General features: G+C 73.7%; 15 protein-coding genes and 1 riboswitch. Of the genes, 4 read left to right on the plus strand and 11 right to left on the minus strand.

Annotated features, from left to right (window positions below; translation table 11 throughout):
* Positions 1-9: 9 nt before the first annotated feature.
* Positions 10-1,248: a CapA family protein gene (locus ACIQU4_RS25290; RefSeq protein WP_403734805.1), complete on the minus strand. Its 1,239-nt coding sequence runs from the start codon at positions 1,246-1,248 to the stop codon at positions 10-12.
* Positions 1,249-1,399: 151 nt separating this feature from the next.
* Positions 1,400-2,830 (minus strand): Rv2231c family pyridoxal phosphate-dependent protein CobC, encoded by a 1,431-nt coding sequence (cobC, locus tag ACIQU4_RS25295; RefSeq protein ID WP_403734808.1) that lies wholly within the window; start codon positions 2,828-2,830, stop codon positions 1,400-1,402.
* An 86-nt stretch (positions 2,831-2,916) separates the two neighbouring features.
* Between cobC and ACIQU4_RS25300 the strand changes: the two genes are divergently transcribed.
* The gene (locus tag ACIQU4_RS25300) at positions 2,917-3,642 is read left to right on the plus strand and encodes a ZIP family metal transporter (RefSeq protein WP_030163119.1); all 726 of its coding nucleotides are present in this window, start codon (positions 2,917-2,919) and stop codon (positions 3,640-3,642) included.
* A gap of 2 nt (positions 3,643-3,644) precedes the next feature.
* Here the strand turns inward: ACIQU4_RS25300 and ACIQU4_RS25305 are convergent, their stop codons facing one another.
* The 7 genes from ACIQU4_RS25305 to ACIQU4_RS25335 all read right to left on the minus strand — a co-directional run bounded on the left by ACIQU4_RS25305 (position 3,645) and on the right by ACIQU4_RS25335 (position 12,195).
* Positions 3,645-5,045 carry a cobyrinate a,c-diamide synthase gene (locus tag ACIQU4_RS25305; RefSeq protein WP_403734810.1) on the minus strand — a complete coding sequence of 467 codons (1,401 nt, stop codon included), beginning with the start codon at positions 5,043-5,045 and terminating at the stop codon, positions 3,645-3,647.
* A complete protein-coding gene (cobO, locus tag ACIQU4_RS25310; RefSeq protein WP_054222705.1) occupies positions 5,039-5,638 on the minus strand; it encodes a cob(I)yrinic acid a,c-diamide adenosyltransferase in 600 nt (199 codons plus the stop codon). Before cobO ends, ACIQU4_RS25305 begins: the two co-directional genes overlap by 7 nt.
* Positions 5,638-7,752 (minus strand): putative cobaltochelatase, encoded by a 2,115-nt coding sequence (locus ACIQU4_RS25315; protein WP_403734813.1) that lies wholly within the window; start codon positions 7,750-7,752, stop codon positions 5,638-5,640. Before ACIQU4_RS25315 ends, cobO begins: the two co-directional genes overlap by 1 nt.
* A 79-nt stretch (positions 7,753-7,831) precedes the next feature.
* Positions 7,832-9,376 (minus strand): cobyric acid synthase, encoded by a 1,545-nt coding sequence (locus tag ACIQU4_RS25320; RefSeq protein ID WP_403734815.1) that lies wholly within the window; start codon positions 9,374-9,376, stop codon positions 7,832-7,834.
* Positions 9,373-10,332: a cobalamin biosynthesis protein gene (locus ACIQU4_RS25325; RefSeq protein ID WP_403734818.1), complete on the minus strand. Its 960-nt coding sequence runs from the start codon at positions 10,330-10,332 to the stop codon at positions 9,373-9,375. Before ACIQU4_RS25325 ends, ACIQU4_RS25320 begins: the two co-directional genes overlap by 4 nt.
* Before the next feature lie 57 nt (positions 10,333-10,389).
* A riboswitch (cobalamin riboswitch) is annotated at positions 10,390-10,481 on the minus strand.
* 171 nt (positions 10,482-10,652) lie between these two features.
* Complete coding sequence (locus ACIQU4_RS25330) at positions 10,653-10,874, minus strand: hypothetical protein (RefSeq protein ID WP_385581468.1); 222 nt, start codon at positions 10,872-10,874, stop codon at positions 10,653-10,655.
* A gap of 28 nt (positions 10,875-10,902) precedes the next feature.
* Entirely contained in the window at positions 10,903-12,195 is a 1,293-nt protein-coding gene (locus ACIQU4_RS25335; protein WP_403734821.1) for an anion permease, read from the minus strand.
* Positions 12,196-12,550: 355 nt separating this feature from the next.
* Here ACIQU4_RS25335 and ACIQU4_RS25340 point away from each other — a divergent pair, with 355 nt between their 5' ends.
* Together ACIQU4_RS25340 and ACIQU4_RS25345 are read left to right on the plus strand one after the other, a co-directional pair.
* Entirely contained in the window at positions 12,551-13,681 is a 1,131-nt protein-coding gene (locus ACIQU4_RS25340) for an alpha/beta hydrolase family protein (RefSeq protein ID WP_403734824.1), read from the plus strand.
* 117 nt (positions 13,682-13,798) lie between these two features.
* Positions 13,799-15,268: a hypothetical protein gene (locus ACIQU4_RS25345; RefSeq protein WP_403734827.1), complete on the plus strand. Its 1,470-nt coding sequence runs from the start codon at positions 13,799-13,801 to the stop codon at positions 15,266-15,268.
* 39 nt (positions 15,269-15,307) lie between these two features.
* On the opposite strand, the gene ACIQU4_RS25350 is transcribed toward ACIQU4_RS25345, so the two are convergent.
* Together ACIQU4_RS25350 and ACIQU4_RS25355 are read right to left on the minus strand one after the other, a co-directional pair.
* Positions 15,308-15,703, minus strand: a complete 396-nt coding sequence (locus tag ACIQU4_RS25350) for a VOC family protein (protein ID WP_403734830.1) — start codon at positions 15,701-15,703, stop codon at positions 15,308-15,310.
* A gap of 60 nt (positions 15,704-15,763) precedes the next feature.
* Positions 15,764-16,654 carry a neutral zinc metallopeptidase gene (locus tag ACIQU4_RS25355; RefSeq protein WP_403734833.1) on the minus strand — a complete coding sequence of 297 codons (891 nt, stop codon included), beginning with the start codon at positions 16,652-16,654 and terminating at the stop codon, positions 15,764-15,766.
* Between the two features lie 249 nt (positions 16,655-16,903).
* Here ACIQU4_RS25355 and ACIQU4_RS25360 point away from each other — a divergent pair, with 249 nt between their 5' ends.
* Positions 16,904-18,502, plus strand: coding sequence for an ABC-F family ATP-binding cassette domain-containing protein (locus ACIQU4_RS25360; RefSeq protein ID WP_403734836.1), 1,599 nt, complete (start codon positions 16,904-16,906; stop codon positions 18,500-18,502).
* Positions 18,503-18,818 lie beyond the last annotated feature (316 nt).

An 18,818-nucleotide genomic window follows, 5' to 3' on the forward strand; every position in this document is an offset into this window, starting at 1 on the left:
CGCGAGCGCTCAGCGGGTGGCGCGCTCCAGGCCCTGCTTGTCCGCTCCGCGCGCCAGCACGGCCTCGCCGACCTGCTTGTCGACGGCGGCGTACGCGGACTTCGCGGCGGCCCCGAGCCCTGGGTCGGAGGCGGCGCAGGAGGTGCAGACGACGCGGAACGGCGGGTTCATGTCCGAGTACTGCGTGAGGTACTCGGCCTTGGTCACGTCCCAGCGGCCGGGGTGGGCGGCCGACGGGGTGAAGGTGAAGCGCGGGATCGAGGACATGTTGCCGCGCGCCTTGTCGGCCTCGTAGAAGCTGGCGATCTGGTCGCCCATGCCGAAGACGACCCACGTGCCGTTGATCTTCTCGTACGGCTGCGGCACGTGGTTGTGCGTCCCGATGATCAGATCGATGTCGGGGAGCCCGTCCGGGCCGCGCGAGGCGGTCAGCGCCTGCGCCAGATCGCGCTGCTGCTGGTCGGGCTCCGTCTGCCACTCGGTGCCCCAGTGGACGCTGAGGACGACGACGTTCGCGCCGGCCGCCCGGGCCGCGCGGGCGTCGGCGACGATCCGGTTCTGGTCGATCAGGTTGACGGACCAGGGCTTGCCGGCCGGGACCGGGATGCCGTTCGTCCCGTACGTGTAGTCCAGCTGGGCGACCTTGGCGCCGCCGGCGGAGAGCACCGCCGGGGCCTTGGCCTCATCGGCGCTGCGGGCCGAGCCGACGTGCTTGATGCCGACCCGGTCGAGGTGCTCCAGGGTGCGGACGAGACCGTCGTAGCCGTCGTCCAGGGTGTGGTTCGAGCCGGTCGAGCAGCTGTCGTACCCGGCGTCCTTCAGGGCGTCGGCCAGTTGGTGCGGAGCCTTGAAGGCGGGATATCCGGTGTAGGGGCCGCCGGGCCGGCCGTACGGTATCTCGTGGTGGCATATCGCCAGGTCGGCGGCGGCGACCAGGGGCTTGACCCCCGCGAATATCTTCCGGAAGTCGTGGCTCTGGCCGCTGCCCCGGGCGTCGTCCGCGGCCCGCTGGACGATCGACGGGTACGGGATGATGTCGCCGGTCGCGACCAGCGTGAACGGCTTGGCGCCGGCGGGCGCCGTGGGACTCGCCTTGCCCTGACCCGCCTTGCCCTGACCGGGCTTGGCCCGGAGCTGCTGCTCGCCGGCGTCCTTGCCGTGGTCGAGCAGGCTCGGCAGGGCGAGGATCCCGCCGGCTATGGCCGCCACCGCGGCCACGGCCAGAGCAGTGCTGGCTGATGTCTTCATTCCGGACCCCCCGGGGCTTCCCTGCTGATGCCGAGATCATCGCCTACCTCCGGCCGCCCCGCCAACGGAGCCGGAGCGTCCGGATAGCCTCGGCATCGCAGGTCAGGGGTGCGGGCCGCCCGCCGCAGGTGGGAACGGGTGGGGGCCCGGATCAGCGCGCCGTGAGCGCCAGGGCGTGGTCAAGGGCCTGGAGGAGGCGGCCCGTCGTGGCCCGGTCGCGGACCGCAAGGCGGAGCCAGGACTGGTCCAGGCCCGGGAAGGTGTCCCCGCGGCGGACCGCGAAGCCGAGGGCGCGCAGCCGGGTGCGGATCTCCGCGCCGCCCGCGACCTGGATCAGGACGAACGGCCCCTCCGCCACCCCCGACACGGCGATCTCCTCGAACTCCGCGAGCCCCGCCAGCAGATGCGCCCGGTCCACCGCGATCTGCCGGGCCGCCGCCTCCGCCTCCGCCAGCGCCGCCGGGGCCACACAGGCCTCCGCCGCCACCAACGCCGGCGTCGACACCGGCCACAGTGGCTGCGCGGTCGCCAGCTTCGCGATCACCTGCGGCTCGGCCAGCACGTAGCCGATCCGCAGCCCCGCCAGCCCCCAGGTCTTGGTCAGGCTCCGCAGCACCACCAGACCCGGCACGTCCGTCCGCCCGGCCAGCGCCTCCCGCTCACCCGGGACCGCGTCCATGAACGCCTCGTCCACGACCAGGATCCGGCCCGGCCGGGCCAGCGCGGTCAGCACCGCCGCCGGATGCAGGACCGATGTCGGGTTGGTCGGGTTGCCGACCACCACCAGGTCCGCGTCCTCGGGCACCGCCGCCGGGTCCAGCCGGAACCCGTCCGCCGCCCGCAGCACCACCCGCTCCACCGTGTGCCCCGCGTCGCGCAGCGCCGCCTCCGGCTCCGTGAACTGCGGGTGCACCACCACCGGCCGCTGCGCGCCCAGGGCCCGCGCGATCAGTACGAACGCCTCCGCGGCCCCCGCCGTCAACAGCACCCGATCGGCCGGCAGTCCGTGCCGAGCGGCCACCGCCGCGCGGGCCGCCCGCCCGTCGGGATAGGCGCAGAGGGAGTCGAGCGAGGCCGCGATGCGCTGCTTGAGCCAGTCCGGCGGAGTGTGCGCCCGTACGTTGACCGCGAGGTCCACCAGCGCGCCGCCGTCGCCGCGCACCTCCGCGTCCCCGTGATGGCGCAGGTCGTGCGCCTGTGCCGTGGCCACGGCACAGGTCGCCGCCACCGACCGGCGCTTCGGTACGAGCAGTTCCCCGCCGCCCGCGAGCGCCGCGGCCTCCGCCACCGAGGAGGTCCCGGCGGCATCGCGCACCGCGTCGGAGGGGTGCGGCACGGGGATGCCGGCCAGCTCCTCGGCGGGATAGCTGAGCAGGGGTACGCCGAAACGTTCCGCCGCGCCCGTGATCCCCGCCTCGCCCGCCTTCGACTCCACCGTGGCCAGCGCCTTCACCGCCCCGGCGGCCAGCCCGGCCCCGCGCAGCGTCTCCTCGACGAGGGCGCAGACCTCCGCCACGGACACCCCCGCGCGTCCGCCGACCCCGACCACCAGCTGCGTCGCGTACTCGCCCACCGGGATCATGCCCCCTCCGTAGTCGTCAATGGTTCGTGTCCCGCCGCCCGCGCGCACACGTGCACACACGGCGAGGAGTCGGTATTCAGGGGCACATGGCCGTGATCGTGGCGCTGGGCGCGTTCCTGATGACCCTGGCGGGCGGGTGGACGGCGCAACGCGTCACCGACCGCCGCCACCTCGTGCTGGGCCTGGCCGGCGGGCTGATGCTCGGCGTCGTGGGCCTCGACCTGCTGCCCGAGTCGCTGCACGCGGCCGGCCGCAAGGTGTTCGGTGTCCCGCTCGCCCTGCTGCTCTTCGTGGCCGGGTTCCTGATCGCGCACGTCGTGGAACGCCTGCTGGCGGTACGGCAGGCCGCGCACGGCGCCGAGAACGGGGGCCGCGTCCCCGAGGTCGGGCTGACGGCGGCCTCGGCCATGGTCGGCCACAGCTTCGCCGACGGCGTGGCCCTGGGCGCGGCCTTCCAGGTCGGCGGCGGGATGGGCGTGGCCGTGTCGCTGGCCGTCATCACGCACGACTTCGCCGACGGGTTCAACACGTACACGCTCACCCGGCTGTACGGGAACGCCCGCCGCAAGGCGCTGATGATGCTCTTCGCGGACGCGGTGGCCCCCGTGCTGGGCGCGGTGTCCACTCTGCTGTTCACCCTTCCGGAGGAACCGCTGGGGGCGTACCTCGGCTTCTTCGGCGGAGCCCTGCTGTACCTGGCGGCCGCCGAGATCCTGCCGGAGGCGCACCACAAGCACCCCGCCCTGTCCACGCTGATGTGCACGGTGGGCGGGGTGGCCGGGATCTGGCTGGTGGTGGGCCTCGCGGACTGAACTCACCTGGCCCGCGCCGCGGCTTCCGCGAACCGAAGGGCCACGGAGGGCTCCGCCGCCCAGTGCGTGTGCAGGTAGCTGGCGTGCACGCCCTGCTGTACGAAGCCCTCGACCCGGCGTTCGGGACGTGTGAACCCCCAGGCGGGGGCGGCGCCGGCACCGGGCTCGATCACCGTGCGGTGGAACTCGTGGCCGCGCAGCCGGGTGCCGGTGGCGGCGAGCGCGCTGTCCGAGACCGCGACGGCCTCGCGGTAGCCGAGGGTCAGGCGCTCCGACATGCGTGCGTCGGCGTCGAGCACCCCGCACATGGGCTTGCCGTCCAGGGAGCGGGCGAGGTACAGCAGCCCGGCGCACTCGGCGGCGACGGGCCCGCCGGCCGAGGCGAAGCCCGCGACGGCCTCGCGGAGCGGCGCGTTGGCGGCGAGCTCGGGGGCGTACACCTCGGGGAACCCGCCGCCGATCACCAGGCCGGTGGTTCCGTCGGGCAGGGCCTCGTCCCTGAGCGGGTCGAAGGTGACGACCTTCGCTCCGGCGGCGGTGAGCAGCTCGGCGTGCTCGGCGTACGAGAACGTGAACGCCGGCCCGCCCGCGACGGCGATGACGGGTGCGGTGGCGCTGCCCAACGGGTGCGGAGCCGGATTCTGCCCGGCGGCGCCGAACAGGGCCCGTTGCGGCGACCAGGCCTCGCAGGCCAGCGGAGGCGCCGTCCGGGCCAGGGCCATCAGGGCCTCCAGATCGCAACCCGCCCGGACCTGGTCCGCCAGGGCGGCGACCGAGGACAGGGCATCGGTGCGCCGCTCGGCGACCGGGACCAGGCCCAGGTGCCGCGAGGGCGCAGCCACCTGAGGGGCCCGCCGCAGGACGCCGAGCACCGGCATCCCGGCCTCCTCCAGAGCCTCCCGCAGCATCGCCTCGTGCCGGTCGGACCCGACCTTGTTCAGGATCACGCCGCCCAGCCGCACCTGCGGGTCGAACGACGCGAAGCCGTGCACCAGCGCCGCCACCGACCGCGACTGCGACGAGGCGTCGACCACCAGCACCACCGGCGCCCGCAGCACCTTCGCCACCTGCGCCGTCGACGCCAGCTCACCCCGCCCCGCGGCCCCGTCGTACAGGCCCATCACGCCCTCGACGATCGCGAGATCGCACCCCTCGGCCCCGTGCGCGAACAGCGGAGCGACCAGCTCCGGTCCGCACATGAACGCGTCCAGGTTGCGCCCGGGCCGGCCCGTGGCCAGCGCGTGGTAGCCGGGGTCGATGTAGTCGGGTCCGGCCTTGTGCGGGGACACGGCGAGGCCGCGCTCCGAGAAGGCCGCCATCAGGCCCGTGGCGACGGTGGTCTTGCCGCTGCCGGAGGACGGCGCGGCAATGACCAGCCGGGGGATGTGGAGCGAAGTCACCACTCGATGCCCTTCTGGCCCTTCTGGCCGGCGTCCATCGGGTGCTTGACCTTGGTCATCTCCGTGACCAGGTCCGCGAACTCCACCAGCTTCTCCGGCGCGTTGCGCCCCGTGATCACCACGTGCTGGGTGCCGGGCCGGTTCCGCAGCACCTCGATGACCTCGTCGACGTCGATCCAGCCCCAGTGCATCGGGTACGCGAACTCGTCCAGCACGTACAGCTTGTGCGTCTCGGCGGCCAGGTCACGCTTGACCTGCTCCCAGCCTTCCTTGGCCGCCTGCTCGTTGTCCAGCTGCGCGTCCCGCTGGACCCAGGACCAGCCCTCGCCCATCTTGTGCCAGACGACCGAGCCGCCCTCGCCGGAGGCGCCGAGCACCTTGAGCGCGTTCTCCTCGCCGACCTTCCACTTCGCCGACTTGACGAACTGGAACACCCCGATCGGCCAGCCCTGGTTCCAGGCGCGCAGCGCCAGCCCGAAGGCCGCCGTCGACTTGCCCTTGCCCGGGCCGGTGTGGACGAAGACGAGCGGGCGGTTGCGGCGCTGGCGCGTCGTGAGTCCGTCGTCCGGAACGACGGTCGGCTGTCCCTGCGGCATTACGCGGCCCTCCTGTGGGTGTCTGATGCGCTACGTACGTTCTTCACGAGCCCGGCCAGCGAGTCGGCCCGCAGCCCGTCGAGCGTGACGGCGGGTCCGCCGAGGTCGGCGGCCAGTACGCCGGCCAGCCCCAGCCGGACCGGCCCCGACTCGCAGTCCACGACCACCGACGCGACGCCCTCGGCCTGGAGCAGCCGGGCGCTGCGGCCCGCGAGCTCGCGCGGGTCCCCGCCGGCGGAACCGGCCGGTCCGGTCGAACCGGCCGAGGTGGCCCGCCCGTCGGTGACGACCACGAGCAGCGGGCGGCGGCTGGGATCGCGCAGCCGCTCGATCCGCAGCACCTCGTGGGCCTTGAGCAGGCCGGCGGCGAGCGGGGTGCGTCCGCCCGTCGGCAGCTGTTCGAGCCGGGCCGCGGCCGCGTCCACCGAGGAGGTGGGCGGCAGCGCGAGCTCGGCGGCGGCGCCCCGGAAGGTGATCAGACCGACCTTGTCCCGGCGCTGGTAGGCGTCCAGCAGCAGCGAGAGCACCGCGCCCTTGACCGCGCCCATGCGCTGCCGGGCCGCCATCGAGCCGGAGGCGTCGACCACGAACAGGACCAGGTTGCCCTCGCGGCCCTCCCGGGTGGCCTGGCGCAGGTCGTCCTTGCGGACGACGAGCCCGCGCCCGGTGCGCCCGCGCGCCTTCTGGTGCGGGGCGGCGGCCTGGACGGTCGCGGCGAGGTGCAGCTTCGTCAGGTGGCCGCGGGGGCGCTGGGCCCCGGTGGTCCGGCCGTGCGCGGTGCGGGCGCGCGAACGCCGCCCGGACGCGCCCTCGCCGAGGCCGGGCACGCTGAGCATCTTGGTCCGGAACGGCTCGGCCGCCCGTACCGCGGCCTGCTCGGGCGCGGCGCCCTCCTGGGAGGCGGGCTGGGGGGCGGGGGCCTCCGGTGCGTCCGGGGCCGACGGGGCCGGGTCGTCCTGTGCCTCGGGGGCCTGCGGGGCCTCGGGCGCCTCGGGTCCGCCCTGCGGGGGGACCCCGCCGCCCCCGCCGTCCGGGCCGCCGTCCTGCGGACCGTTGCCGTCCGGGCCCTCGGGCTCCGGGTCGGGCTCGTTCTCCGGCTCCTCGTCGGGGAACCGGTCCAGGATCTCGTCGAGCTTGTCCTCGTCGAGGCCCGGCGCGTCGAACGGGTTGCGGCGCCGCCGGTGGGGGAGCGCCAGCAGCGCGGCCTGCCGCACGTCCTCCTTGCGGACGTCGGTCCGCCCGGCCCAGGCGGCCAGCGCGGTCGCGGTGCGGGCCATCACGATGTCGGCGCGCATGCCGTCGACCTCGAATGCGGCGCAGGTCGCGGCGATCTGGAGCAGGGAGGCGTCGCCGAGGCGGACCTGGGGGAGCAGGGCGCGGGCGGCCACGACGCGGGCGCGGACGTCCTGCTCGTCACCGGCCCAGCGGGTGGCGAAGGCGGCCGGGTCGTCCTCGTACGCGAGCCGGCGGCGCACCACCTCGACGCGCTGGGCGGGCTCGCGGGAGGCCGCCACCTCGACGGTGAGCCCGAACCGGTCGAGGAGCTGCGGGCGCAGCTCGCCCTCCTCGGGGTTCATGGTGCCGACGAGCAGGAAGCGGGCGGCGTGGCGTACCGACACGCCCTCGCGCTCGACGTAGGAGGCGCCCATCGCCGCGGCGTCGAGGAGGAGGTCGATGAGGTGGTCGTGGAGGAGGTTGACCTCGTCGACGTACAGGATCCCGCGGTGCGCGTCGGCGAGCAGGCCGGGCTCGAAGGCCTTCACGCCCTCGGCGAGGGCCCGTTCGATGTCGAGGGCGCCGACGAGCCGGTCCTCGGAGGCGCCGACGGGCAGCTCGACCATGCGCGCGGGCCGGGCCGTCCCGGGGCCGGGTTCGTGTGGGCCGTCGGGACAGGCCGGGTCGGGGGCGGCGGGGGCGCAGGAGAAACGGCAGCCGGGGACGACGTCGACCTGCGGCAGCAGCGCGGACAGCGCGCGGACGGCGGTGGACTTCGCGGTCCCCTTCTCGCCGCGCACGAGGACGCCGCCGACCGCCGGGCTCACGGCGTTGAGCAGGAGCGCCAGCCGCAGGTCGGTCTGGCCGACCACTGCGGTGAACGGGTAGGGCGTGCTCATGCGATGCCTCTCTCTGTGCGGGTGCGGGTGCGGGTGCGGGTATGCGGGCGCGGGCCGTTGCGAACGCGGGCCGCCGCCCTCACGGGGCGCCCGGGGGGAGGAACGGGAGGCCCGTGGGGGCGCCGCCCTCGATCAGGCGGAGCAGGCCGTCGGTGTCCGCGTGCTCGGCGATCAGGTCGCCCAGCAGGTCCAGCTGCTCCTCCCGGAGGGAGGAGAACGAGGTGTCCGGGGACGGGACGAAGCGGCGGCCCGACGCCGAGGCCACCTCGCGCAGGAACGCCCGCCGGAAGCCGTCCGACTCCAGCGAGCCGTGCCAGTGCGTCCCCCACACCGAGCCGACCCGGCAGCCTTCGAGACTGCGTCCATTGTCATCAGAGATGAACGTCTCCCCGCCCAGGACCTCGGCCACCCCGTGGTGGATCTCGTACCCGGAGACCTCCTCGCCGAGCGCGGTCCCGGAAGGCCGCGCCAGGGTCTTCTCCCGCTCGAAGCGGATCCGCACCGGCAGCAGGCCCAGCCCGTCCACCGAGCCCGCCCGCGACTCGACCTCGTCCTCGATGTGCTCGCCGAGCACCTGGAAGCCGCCGCAGACGCCCAGCACCGGCCGGCCCTCCGCGGCCCGCCGCAGCAGCGCGTCCGCGAAGCCGCGCTCGCGCAGCCACTCCAGGGCCTTCACCGTGCCCCGGGTGCCCGGCACCACCACCAGGTCCGCGTCGGCCAGTTCCTCGGCCCGGTCCACGAACCGCACCACCACGCCCGGTTCCGCCGCCAGCGCGTCGACGTCCGTGAAGTTCGACATCAGCGGCACCGCGCACACCGCGACCCGCAGTACGTCCTCGCCGACCGGCGGGGCCACGACCGACTCGCGCACCGCGCCGCGCAGGGAGACCCGGAGCCCGTCCTCCTCGTCGATGCCCAGACCGTGCTGGAACGGGAGGACGCCGTACGTCCCGCGCCCGGTCAGGGAGCGCAGCATCTCCATGCCGGGCTCCAGCAGCGACACGTCGCCGCGGAACTTGTTGACCATGTATCCGGCGATCAGCGACTGGTCCTCCGGCGACAGCAGCGCCGTCGTCCCGAAGAACGAGGCGAAGACCCCGCCCCGGTCGATGTCCCCGACCACGATCACCGGGAACCGCGCGGCCCGCGCGATGCCCATGTTCACGATGTCCGTCCGGCGCAGGTTGATCTCGGCCGGACTGCCCGCCCCCTCGCAGATCACGGCGTCATACGTGCCCCGCAGCTGCTCCAGGCAGTCCGTGACGACACCGAGAAGCTGCTCCTGCCGCCCGCCGTGGTAGCCGCGGGCGCTCATCTCGCCCACCGGCTTGCCCAGCAGCACCACCTGGCTGCTGCGGTCGCTGCCGGGCTTGAGCAGCACCGGGTTCATCAGCGCCGTCGGCTCCACGCGCGCCGCCTGCGCCTGCATCGCCTGCGCGCGCCCGATCTCGGCGCCCTCGCGCGTCACGAACGAGTTCAGCGACATGTTCTGCGCCTTGAACGGCGCCACCTTCACGCCCTGCCGGGCCAGCCAGCGGCAGATGCCCGCCGTGACCACGCTCTTGCCCGCGTCCGATGTGGTGCCCGCGACGAGGAGTCCCCCGCCGAGCTTCCCGCCGCTCATCCGCGTCCCTTCCGTATGCCGTGCGACACCGCACAGCGCAGTGCCACACACGCCCCCAGCGCCAGCCACGTCACCTGACGCGACAGCCGCACCGCGCGTTCGATGTCCGCGACCTGCACCGGCCGCCCCGCCCCGCCGTTCAGCACGGCCCGGTGCTCGACCCGCCCCCCGTACGCCAGGGTGCCCCCCAGCCGTACGCCGAGCGCCCCGGCGAAGGAGGCTTCCACGGGCCCGGCGTTCGGGCTCGGGTGTGCGGCGGCGTCCGCCCGCCAGGCCCGTACGGCTCCCCGCCGGTCGGGCCCGGCCAGTACGGCGGCCAGGGCGGTCAGCCGGGCGCCCGGCCAGCCCGCGAGGTCGTCGAGCCGGGCCGAGGCCCAGCCGTAGCGCAGGTAGCGCGGCGACCTGTGGCCGACCATCGCGTCCAGGGTGTTCACGGCGCGGAAGGCCAGCAGCCCCGGGACACCGGCGGCGGCGCCCCACACCAGGGCCCCGACCACCGCGTCGGAGGTGTTCTCGGCGACCGACTCCACGACGGCGCGGGCCATCTGCTGCTCGTCCAGGGCCTGCGGATCGCGCCCGCACAGGTGCGGCAGCCGCTCGCGGGCCACCTCGGCGTCCCCGGCGGCGAGCGCCCCGCCGATGGCGCGGGCCTCCCGGCCCAGCGAGGTGCCGCCGACGACGGCCCAAGTGGCCGCTGCGGTCAGGGCGATACGGGCGGCCGCGGGCCGGGAGCGCACGGCGCGGGCGCCCAGCGCGCCGACGGCGGCCGCGCCCCCGGCGCACAGGAGGGTGTGTACGACGCCCCGGCCGCGGTCGTCGCGCCACAGGGCGCGCTCGACGGCGGCGGCGGCTCGTCCGAAGGCGGCCACGGGGTGCCCTCGGCGCGGATCACCGAGGATCCGGTCGCCGATCAGGCCCGCCGTGGCGCCGTACGCGAAGACGCGGTCGGCACGCATGGTGTAGGTATGTCCTCACTCAGGGTCCGCGCCCTGGTTCGACGTGTCCGGCGGTGGGAGTTCCTGGCTCCCGGGGCGCACGGCGCGCATGCCGCGTGCTCCCCGGTGACAGTGGCGGGACCGCGCCGGATTCGCACCGGACTTCCTCTCCATGCCGCCGTATTGGCTCGCGCAGTCCACCACGCACCGCGAAGGCCCGTCAACTCGCCGTTGACCTGCGGCGAGGCAGGTCACAGGCACAGGTCACAGACGTACGAAAGCTCCCCCCGGGAAACCCGGAGGGAGCTTTGGTACGCCGTGCCCCGATCGGTCGGATCAGGTCAGCTGACGATCAGGTAGATCCCGTACCCCACGGCCGCCGCGACGAGCGCGAAGGAGGCGTACGCGCCGCTGCGGGCGAGGGTGGCGGTGCCGCCCTGCTCGGTGGCGGCCTCGTGCTTGGAGAGGCCCACCAGGCCCAGCGTGAACAGGGCCACGAGGCCGACGGTGGCGGAGAGGCTGACCCCGAAGACGGAGCCGAGTGCTGCCCAGTCGATCTTCATACTGCGGATTCCTCTGTCGTTCTCGGGGTCAGACCGCTGCGGCGGGAGCCGCGGGCGTCGTCGGAGCGGCCGCCGGGATGGTGGCCTTCAGGGCTTCGTCCGTGACCGCGGCGGTCGTACCGGCGGCCGCTTCGGCAGCGGCCTCGGCGGCCACGGTCGGCGGGACGGTGACGGCGGCCATGGCCGTGGTGACGACACCCGGCTCCTCGGCCGCGGCCGGCTGCACGCCGTTGACGTTGCTGTGGTCGACGACCTGGCGGCGCGAGATGACCCAGATGGCGACGCAGGAGGCGATCAGGAAGAGCGCGACGGCGGCGACGCCGACGTCACCGGTGCGCATGACCAGCTCGGCACCGGAAGCGACGGCGGCCGCGGCCGGCAGGGTCAGGCCCCATGCGATGAACATGCGGGTGGCGGTGGACCAGCGGACCACGCCGCCCTTGCGGCCCAGGCCCGCACCCATGACGGCGCCGGAGCACGCGTGCGTGGTGGAGAGGGAGAAGCCGAGGGTGGAGGAGGCCAGGATGACGCTCGCGGCCGAGGTCTGGGCGGCGAAGCCCTGCTGCGGCTGGAGGTCGGTCAGGCCGCTGCCCATGGTGCGGATGATGCGCCAGCCGCCCAGGGAGGTGCCCAGGGCGATGGCCATGCCGGCGGAGATGATGACCCAGACCGGCGGGTTGGCGCCGGAGTCCAGGGCGCCGCCGGCGATGAGCGCCAGGGTGATGATGCCCATCGTCTTCTGCGCGTCGTTGGTGCCGTGCGCGAGGGAGACGAGACCGGCCGAGGCGATCTGCCCGGCGCGGTAGCCCTTGGTGGCGGTCTTGCCGCCGACCCTGCCGCCGAGCTTGTACGTGACCTTGGCCGCCAGCATCGCGGCCACACCGGCCACGATCGGCGCGGCGACCGCGGGGAGCAGCACCTTGGTGACGAGCGTGCCGCCGTTGACGGCGCCGAGGCCGGCGGAGGCGACGGCCGCGCCGACCAGGCCGCCCATCAGCGCGTGGGAGGAGCTGGAGGGGAGTCCGACCAGCCAGGTGACGAGGTTCCAGAGGATCGCGCCGACCAGGGCCGCGAAGATCACTTCTGGCTGGATGCCCTCTTCGTTGACCAGGCCCTTGGAGATCGTCTTGGCGACCTCCACGGACATGAACGCGCCGACGAGGTTGAGCACGGCGGACATGGCCACCGCCGTCTTGGGCTTGAGGGCGCCGGTCGAGATGGTGGTGGCCATCGCGTTGGCCGTGTCGTGGAAACCGTTCGTGAAGTCGAACACGAGAGCGGTGATGATCACGATCCCGAGGAGAAGCGTTATGTGCTCCATTTACCCAGGCTTCTGTTTGACGTCAGTGGCTCGGCGACCGTAGGCAACCTGGATGAACGGAAGGTGAACTGGCTCGGGCGGAGCGGTGTACTGGCCCGTCGTGTCATCGGGACCTTCATCCCCATTTTGCGGCTGATACGGCGATTAATGCACGTCAAAGCCGGGTGATCGCGTGGCTCCACAAGGGGCCCGAGGTCGCCGGGCCCGCCCCGGAGGGCTTCGGAGGGAGATGCAGATCACTCTCGTCCCGCAGGCCCGCCGGGCCGCCCGGTCATCTCTTCCCGCCCCCGCCCGGCCGCAATCGGAGCATTCCGCTCCAGTGGCCCGCCCGCCCTCCCGCCCCGACACTGGAGCCGTGCCTTCCGCCACAGCGACGGCCGCGGCCGTCGCGACCACTCTCGTCGGGGCCGGCGCCGCCGCGGTCGCGGCCGGCCGGTACGCCGCCGACGCCGCCCTGCGGCACGAGCCCGGCCGCCCCCTGCCCGGCGGGCCGCGGCTCAGCGTCCACTCCAGCGGCTCCGGGCGGATCACGCTGACCCGCTCGCTGGCCTCGCTGCGCCCCGGTACGTACGGGCTCTGCGCCCCCGGGGTGCACGCCGTGGTCGGGTCCGTGCTCGACGGGGTCGACCACGGCCCGGACGCCGTCGTACGCCGGCTCCTCGCCGTCACCCACGGCAGCCTCGACCCCGGCGCCCGGGTCACCCTCACCCCCGAGGTCCACGTGGGGAACCCCCGTACCGCCCTCGGGCTCGACCACGCCGACGTGGACGTCCCCGGAGAGCTCGGCGGACTGCCCGCGTGGTTCGTGCCCGCCGCCCGCGACACCTGGGTGATCACGGTGCACGGGCTCGGCGCCGGCCGCGAGCACCCGATGGTGGTCATGCCGTTCCTGCACCGCCAGCGGATGCCCGTCCTCGACCTCGCCTACCGCGGCGACCTCGGGGCCCCCGCCTCACCGGACGGTCTCGGCCACCTCGGTGAATCGGAATGGCGGGACGTGGACGCCGCCATCCGCTACGCCGTGCGCTACGGCGCCCGCCGGGTCGTCCTGCACGGCTGGTCCACCGGGGCCGCCATGGCCCTGCACGCCGCCGAGCGCTCGGCGCTCGCCGACCGGATCTCCGGGCTCGTACTGGACTCGCCGGTGCTCGACTGGCACACCACCCTGCGCGCGCTCATCGCCGCCCGCCGCACCCCGGCCGCGCTGGTTCCGTTCGCGGTACGGGCCGCCGAGGGGCGCGCCGGGCTGCGCGCCGACCGGGCGGCGCCCGGGTCGGACCCCGCGGCGCTGCGCGTCCCGGTCCTGATCTTCCACGGCCCGGACGACACGCTCGCCCCCTGGGAGCCCTCGCGCCGGCTCGCCGCCGCCCGCCCCGACCTGGTCACGCTGCGGACCGTCCGCGAAGCCCCGCACGGGGCCATGTGGAACGCGGATCCGGCCGGATACGAGGAAGCCCTGAGGCGCTTTCTCACCCCTCTTATGTGAAGGCCGTGTGCCGGACGGGACAGGGAGGGGTCATTCTCCCGGTATGTCCCTCTGCCGAGTGGCGATAATGGCTGGTTCCGTTTGGGCTTTCGGCCGGTGACGGGCGAGACTGCTTCCGTGACGTCCCGAAAGCCTGATGAGCAGTTGGCTCGCGACTCCAGACTCCGACTCGTCTCCCCGCGTTCCGTCGCCGCGGCCCGCAAGGCGGTGACCGACCGGCGCGCCCGTTCCGCTTCCCGGCCCCCGGCGGGCACCCCGGCCACGGCCGAACTCGCGAGGCGGGCCCGGGCCTCGCTGGCCGACGCGGTACGGCTCGCCCGCTGGGCCGAGCTCAACCTCGGTGCCGGCGACGGAGGCAGGCCCGCCCCGGCGGGAGCGCTGCCCGCCGCCGACGTCGAACGCGCCGCCCGTGAACTGAACCTGACACACGGGCAGATCCGGGTCGGATGGGACCGCACCCGGCTCGCGGGCCTCGTCGAGGTGCACGGCGGCCAGGCCCGGCCCGGCTGGCGGCTGCGCGCCTGGGACCGCGACGACACCGCCGTACTGCGCGGCTGGGTGGCCCTGTTCGACGCCTGGTCGCTGGTCCACCCGGCCCCCGCCGACATCGCTCCCGCGGTCGTCGCGGAGGTGGTCGAGGCGATGCCCCAACTGCTGTCCCTGCTCCAGCTGTCCGCCGGTCCCGTGACCGTTCCGGACCTGCTGGACCTGCTCGGGCAGCGGGTCACCGAACTGCGCGACGAGCGCTGCGAGATCCCGTACGACGCCCCCGCGCGCGAGATCCCGCCCGCCGACGGGACACCGGACACCGCCTCGGCGGCCGACACCGAGACCGCCCCCGAGGCCATCGGCCACACGGCGCCCGTGCCGCTCGCGCGGCTGCTGCGCTGGGCGCTCGGCGGGCTCGCCGCCGTCGACGCCGTCACCCTCGGCCCCGCGCAGGCCGCCCTCACCCCGCTCGGCAGCTGGGCCGTCTGGGTCAAGCTCGAACAGATCTGCGTCGCCGCGCAGAGCCCCGCCGGGAACATCGAGCAGTCCGCCGCCGCGATGCTGCACGGCTGCGCCCGGCTCACCCCCGGACCGGCCCGCGCCGAGTACCAGGCCTGGCTCGCCGCCCGGCCCGTGGGCCACGCCGTCAGCGAACTGCTCCACGCCGCCCGCGGCGAGGACGCCCTGCTGCGCGGGCTCGCCTTCGAGGCCCTGCGGGTGGTCGGCGCCCCGGCCGAACCCGAGGTGCGCGCCGCCGTACGCGACGCGGCCCTGCGGCCCTACGCCCTGCTCTGGCTCGCCGAGCACGACGGGGTCGATCCCGACGAGGCGCAGGACGTGCTCACCGCCGAGGAGACGACCTGGCTCTGGGTGGACACGGCGGCCGCCATCGCCGACCACGGCGAGGCGGACCTGCTGGCGCGCCACCTCGACTCGGCCGTCCGGACCACCGTCCCGCGGCTGCTGGACGAGGTCCGCGCGGTCGGCCATCCGCGCACCGTCCAGGTCCTGGTCGCCCTGGCGGCCGCGCACCCGGATCCGGCCCTGGCCAAGGCGGTCCGCCGGGCCGCCTTCCAGGTCCACACCGGCGGCGCGTAGCGCCCGCGGCCGTCCGTACGGAGGAACGCGCCGCGGGTCTCAGACCTGCGGCGCGTACGTCCCGAAGCTCCAGATGTTGTCCTCGGCGTCCTTGGCCATGTAGTCGCGGGACCCGTGGTCCTGGTCGGTGGGCTCCATCAGGATCTCCACGCCGTGCTCCGCGGCCCGCCGGTGATGGGCGTCCACGTCGTCGACCACCACGTAGACCCCCACGGGCCCGCCGTCCCCCATGGACTTGTCGAAGACGCTGCCGGTGCCCTTGCTGCCCAGCATCACCAGGCCGTTGCCGTAGGCCAGCTCCGCGTGCATCACCGAGCCGTCCTCGCCCTCGTACACCGCGACCTGACTGAAGCCGAAAGCCTCGGTCAGCAGCTTGATGGCAGCCTTCGCGTCGCGATAACGCAGTGTGGGACAGATGGACGGAACCCCTGCCATGACGACCACTCCCTCTCGTGACGGTGACCTGCGTCACAGCATGGCAGGCGCCGCCGACCGTCAGCGGAAGGTGTTGCACTGGGCCATGTCACCCGTGCGGTAGCCCTGGTAGAACCACTGCTGGCGCTGCTGGGCAGAGCCGTGCGTCCAGGACTCCGGGGTCACCCGGCCCTGGAACTTCTCCTGGATCCGGTCGTCGCCGACCGCGGCCGCCGCGTCCAGGCCGTCCTTGATGTCCTGGTCGGTCAGGCTGGTGATCAGCGGCCGGCCCGTGGACTTGTCCGGGGTCTTCGTCGCGTTGTGTGCCCACACCCCGGCGTAGCAGTCGGCCTGCAGCTCGACCTTGACCGCGTTGCTGTTCGCACCCTGCCGCCCGTCCTGGGCCTTCTGCAGGGTTCCGGTCAGGTTCTGGATGTGGTGCCCGTACTCGTGCGCGACGACATAGGCCTGGGCGAAGGGGCCGCCGCTCGCGCCGAACTTCGTCCGCAGCTCGTCGAAGAAGCCCAGGTCCAGGTAGACCTGCCGGTCGGCGGGGCAGTAGAAGGGGCCGACCGCCGAGGTGGCGGTCCCGCAGGCGGTGTTCACGCGGCCTGTGAAGAAGACCGTCGACGCCGGGGTGTAGCGGCCGCCGCGCCGGGTGAACTCGTTCTTCCAGAAGTCCTGCGTGCTGTTGACGACCGCGACCAGCCGGCAGTCCTCCCGCGTGTTCGCGTCCCGGCCGGTCCGGCAGGTCTGCTGCACCTCGCTGACGGACGAGGAGGTCGCCGCCGGCTCCGGGTTCCCGGATGACAGTCCCAGCTGGTCCGGGCCCACGCCGAAGATCAGCCCGAGGATCAGTGCGATGAGGCCCGCGATGCCGCCGCCGATCGTCGCCCGCCCGCCCGGGATGCGGCCGCTGCGCACATCCTTGACCTCGGATGTGTCCAGATCGGCGTCATCGTCGAACTGCATCCCGCACCGCCTCGATTCAACGTGGCCGCCCCTGCGGCGAGTATCACCCGGTCCATCCTGATACGTGCCGCGGCCCACCGGGGCGATCCCTGCGCCGAACGGGGGACCTGTCAAGGGCCGGGCGTCCCCCCAAACCGGTTGCGCACCCCCGGTAGAATGAATCCCATGGCAAATCTCCTCGCGGATTAGCGGCGTCGAAGCATCGCGTCCTGCCCCCCTTCCGCCGTCCCCCCGCCCTGGAGTATTTCCGTGATCACCGCCACCGGCGTCGAGCTGCGCGCCGGCGCCCGCGTCCTCATCGAGTCCGCTTCCTTCCGCATCGCCAAGGGCGACCGCATCGGCCTGGTCGGCCGCAACGGAGCGGGCAAGACCACGCTCACCAAGTGCCTCGCCGGCGAGGGCCAGCCCGCGGGCGGGTCCATCACCCGCTCGGGCGAGGTCGGCTACCTCCCGCAGGACCCGCGCACCGGCGACCTCGACGTCCTGGCCCGCGACCGGATCCTCTCCGCCCGCGGTCTCGACGTCCTGCTCAAGAAGATGCGCATGAACGAGGAGCGCATCGCCACCGGCGCCGGCGCCACCCGCGAGAAGGCGCTCAAGCAGTACGAACGCCAGGAGACCGAGTTCCTCACCAAGGGCGGGTACGCCGCCGAGTCCGAGGCCGCGACCATCTCGGCCGCCCTGAGCCTGCCCGACCGGGTCCTCGGCCAGCCTCTGCACACCCTCTCCGGCGGTCAGCGCCGCCGCGTCGAGCTCGCCCGGATCCTCTTCTCGGACGCCGACACCCTGCTCCTCGACGAGCCGACGAACCACCTCGACGCCGACTCGATCGTCTGGCTGCGCGACTACCTGAAGAACTACCGCGGCGGCTTCGTCGTGATCTCCCACGACGTGGACCTGGTCGAGACCGTGGTCAACAAGGTCTTCTACCTTGACGCCAACCGGTCCCAGATCGACATCTACAACATGGGCTGGAAGCTCTACCAGCAGCAGCGCGAGGCCGACGAGAAGCGCCGCAAGCGCGAGCGCCAGAACGCCGAGAAGAAGGCCGCGGCGCTGAACTCGCAGGCCGACAAGATGCGCGCCAAGGCCACCAAGACCGTCGCCGCCCAGAACATGGCCAAGCGCGCCGACCGGCTGCTCGCCGGCCTGGACGCCGTCCGCGTCTCCGACAAGGTCGCCAAGCTGCGCTTCCCGGACCCGGCGCCCTGCGGGAAGACCCCGCTGACCGCCGAGGGCCTGTCGAAGTCGTACGGCTCCCTGGAGATCTTCACCGACGTAGACCTGGCCATCGACAAGGGCTCCCGCGTCGTCATCCTCGGCCTCAACGGCGCCGGCAAGACCACGCTGCTGCGGCTGCTCGCGGGCGCCGAGAAGCCGGACACCGGCGAGGTCACCCCCGGCCACGGCCTCAAGCTCGGCTACTACGCCCAGGAGCACGAGACGCTCGACCCCGAGCGCACCGTCCTGGAGAACATGCGCTCGGCCGCGCCCGACCTGGACCTGGTCGCCGTACGCAAGACGCTCGGCTCCTTCCTCTTCTCCGGCGACGACGTGGACAAGCCGGCCGGGGTCCTCTCCGGTGGCGAGAAGACCCGTCTGGCCCTGGCCACGCTGGTCGTCTCCTCCGCGAACGTGCTGCTCCTCGACGAGCCCACCAACAACCTGGACCCGGCCAGCCGCGAGGAGATCCTGGGCGCGCTGCGCACGTACAAGGGCGCGGTCATCCTCGTCACGCACGACGAGGGCGCGGTCGAGGCGCTGGAGCCGGAGCGGATCATCCTGCTCCCGGACGGCGTCGAGGACCTCTGGGGCCCGGACTACCGGGACCTCGTCACCCTCGCCTGATCCTCCCGGAGCCGGTGATCCAGTTCCTTATGGATCATTCGGCTCAGGCGTGATCCATCATCTGAGTGAGACGGTCTCGTACCTCTGCGCTCTGTACGACGGCCCCGGCCGTGCCCGCCCGGGTACGCAGCCGGGGCCGCCGTTTTCTGTCGTCCGGCCCCTGACCTGGAGATTCCCGGTGAGGGCGGAGAAGTGTGACGGACGTCATGCAGCGGAAGAGAAGATTCCGTTCTGCTGATGTGTCCACGACTCGGGAAATGTCGTCGTACCGACCTTGCTGAATGGGTGGCCAGGAAGCCGGGGAGGGGTGATCATG

This window comes from Streptomyces sp. NPDC090741, assembly GCF_044769045.1.
Lineage (GTDB): Bacteria > Actinomycetota > Actinomycetes > Streptomycetales > Streptomycetaceae > Streptomyces.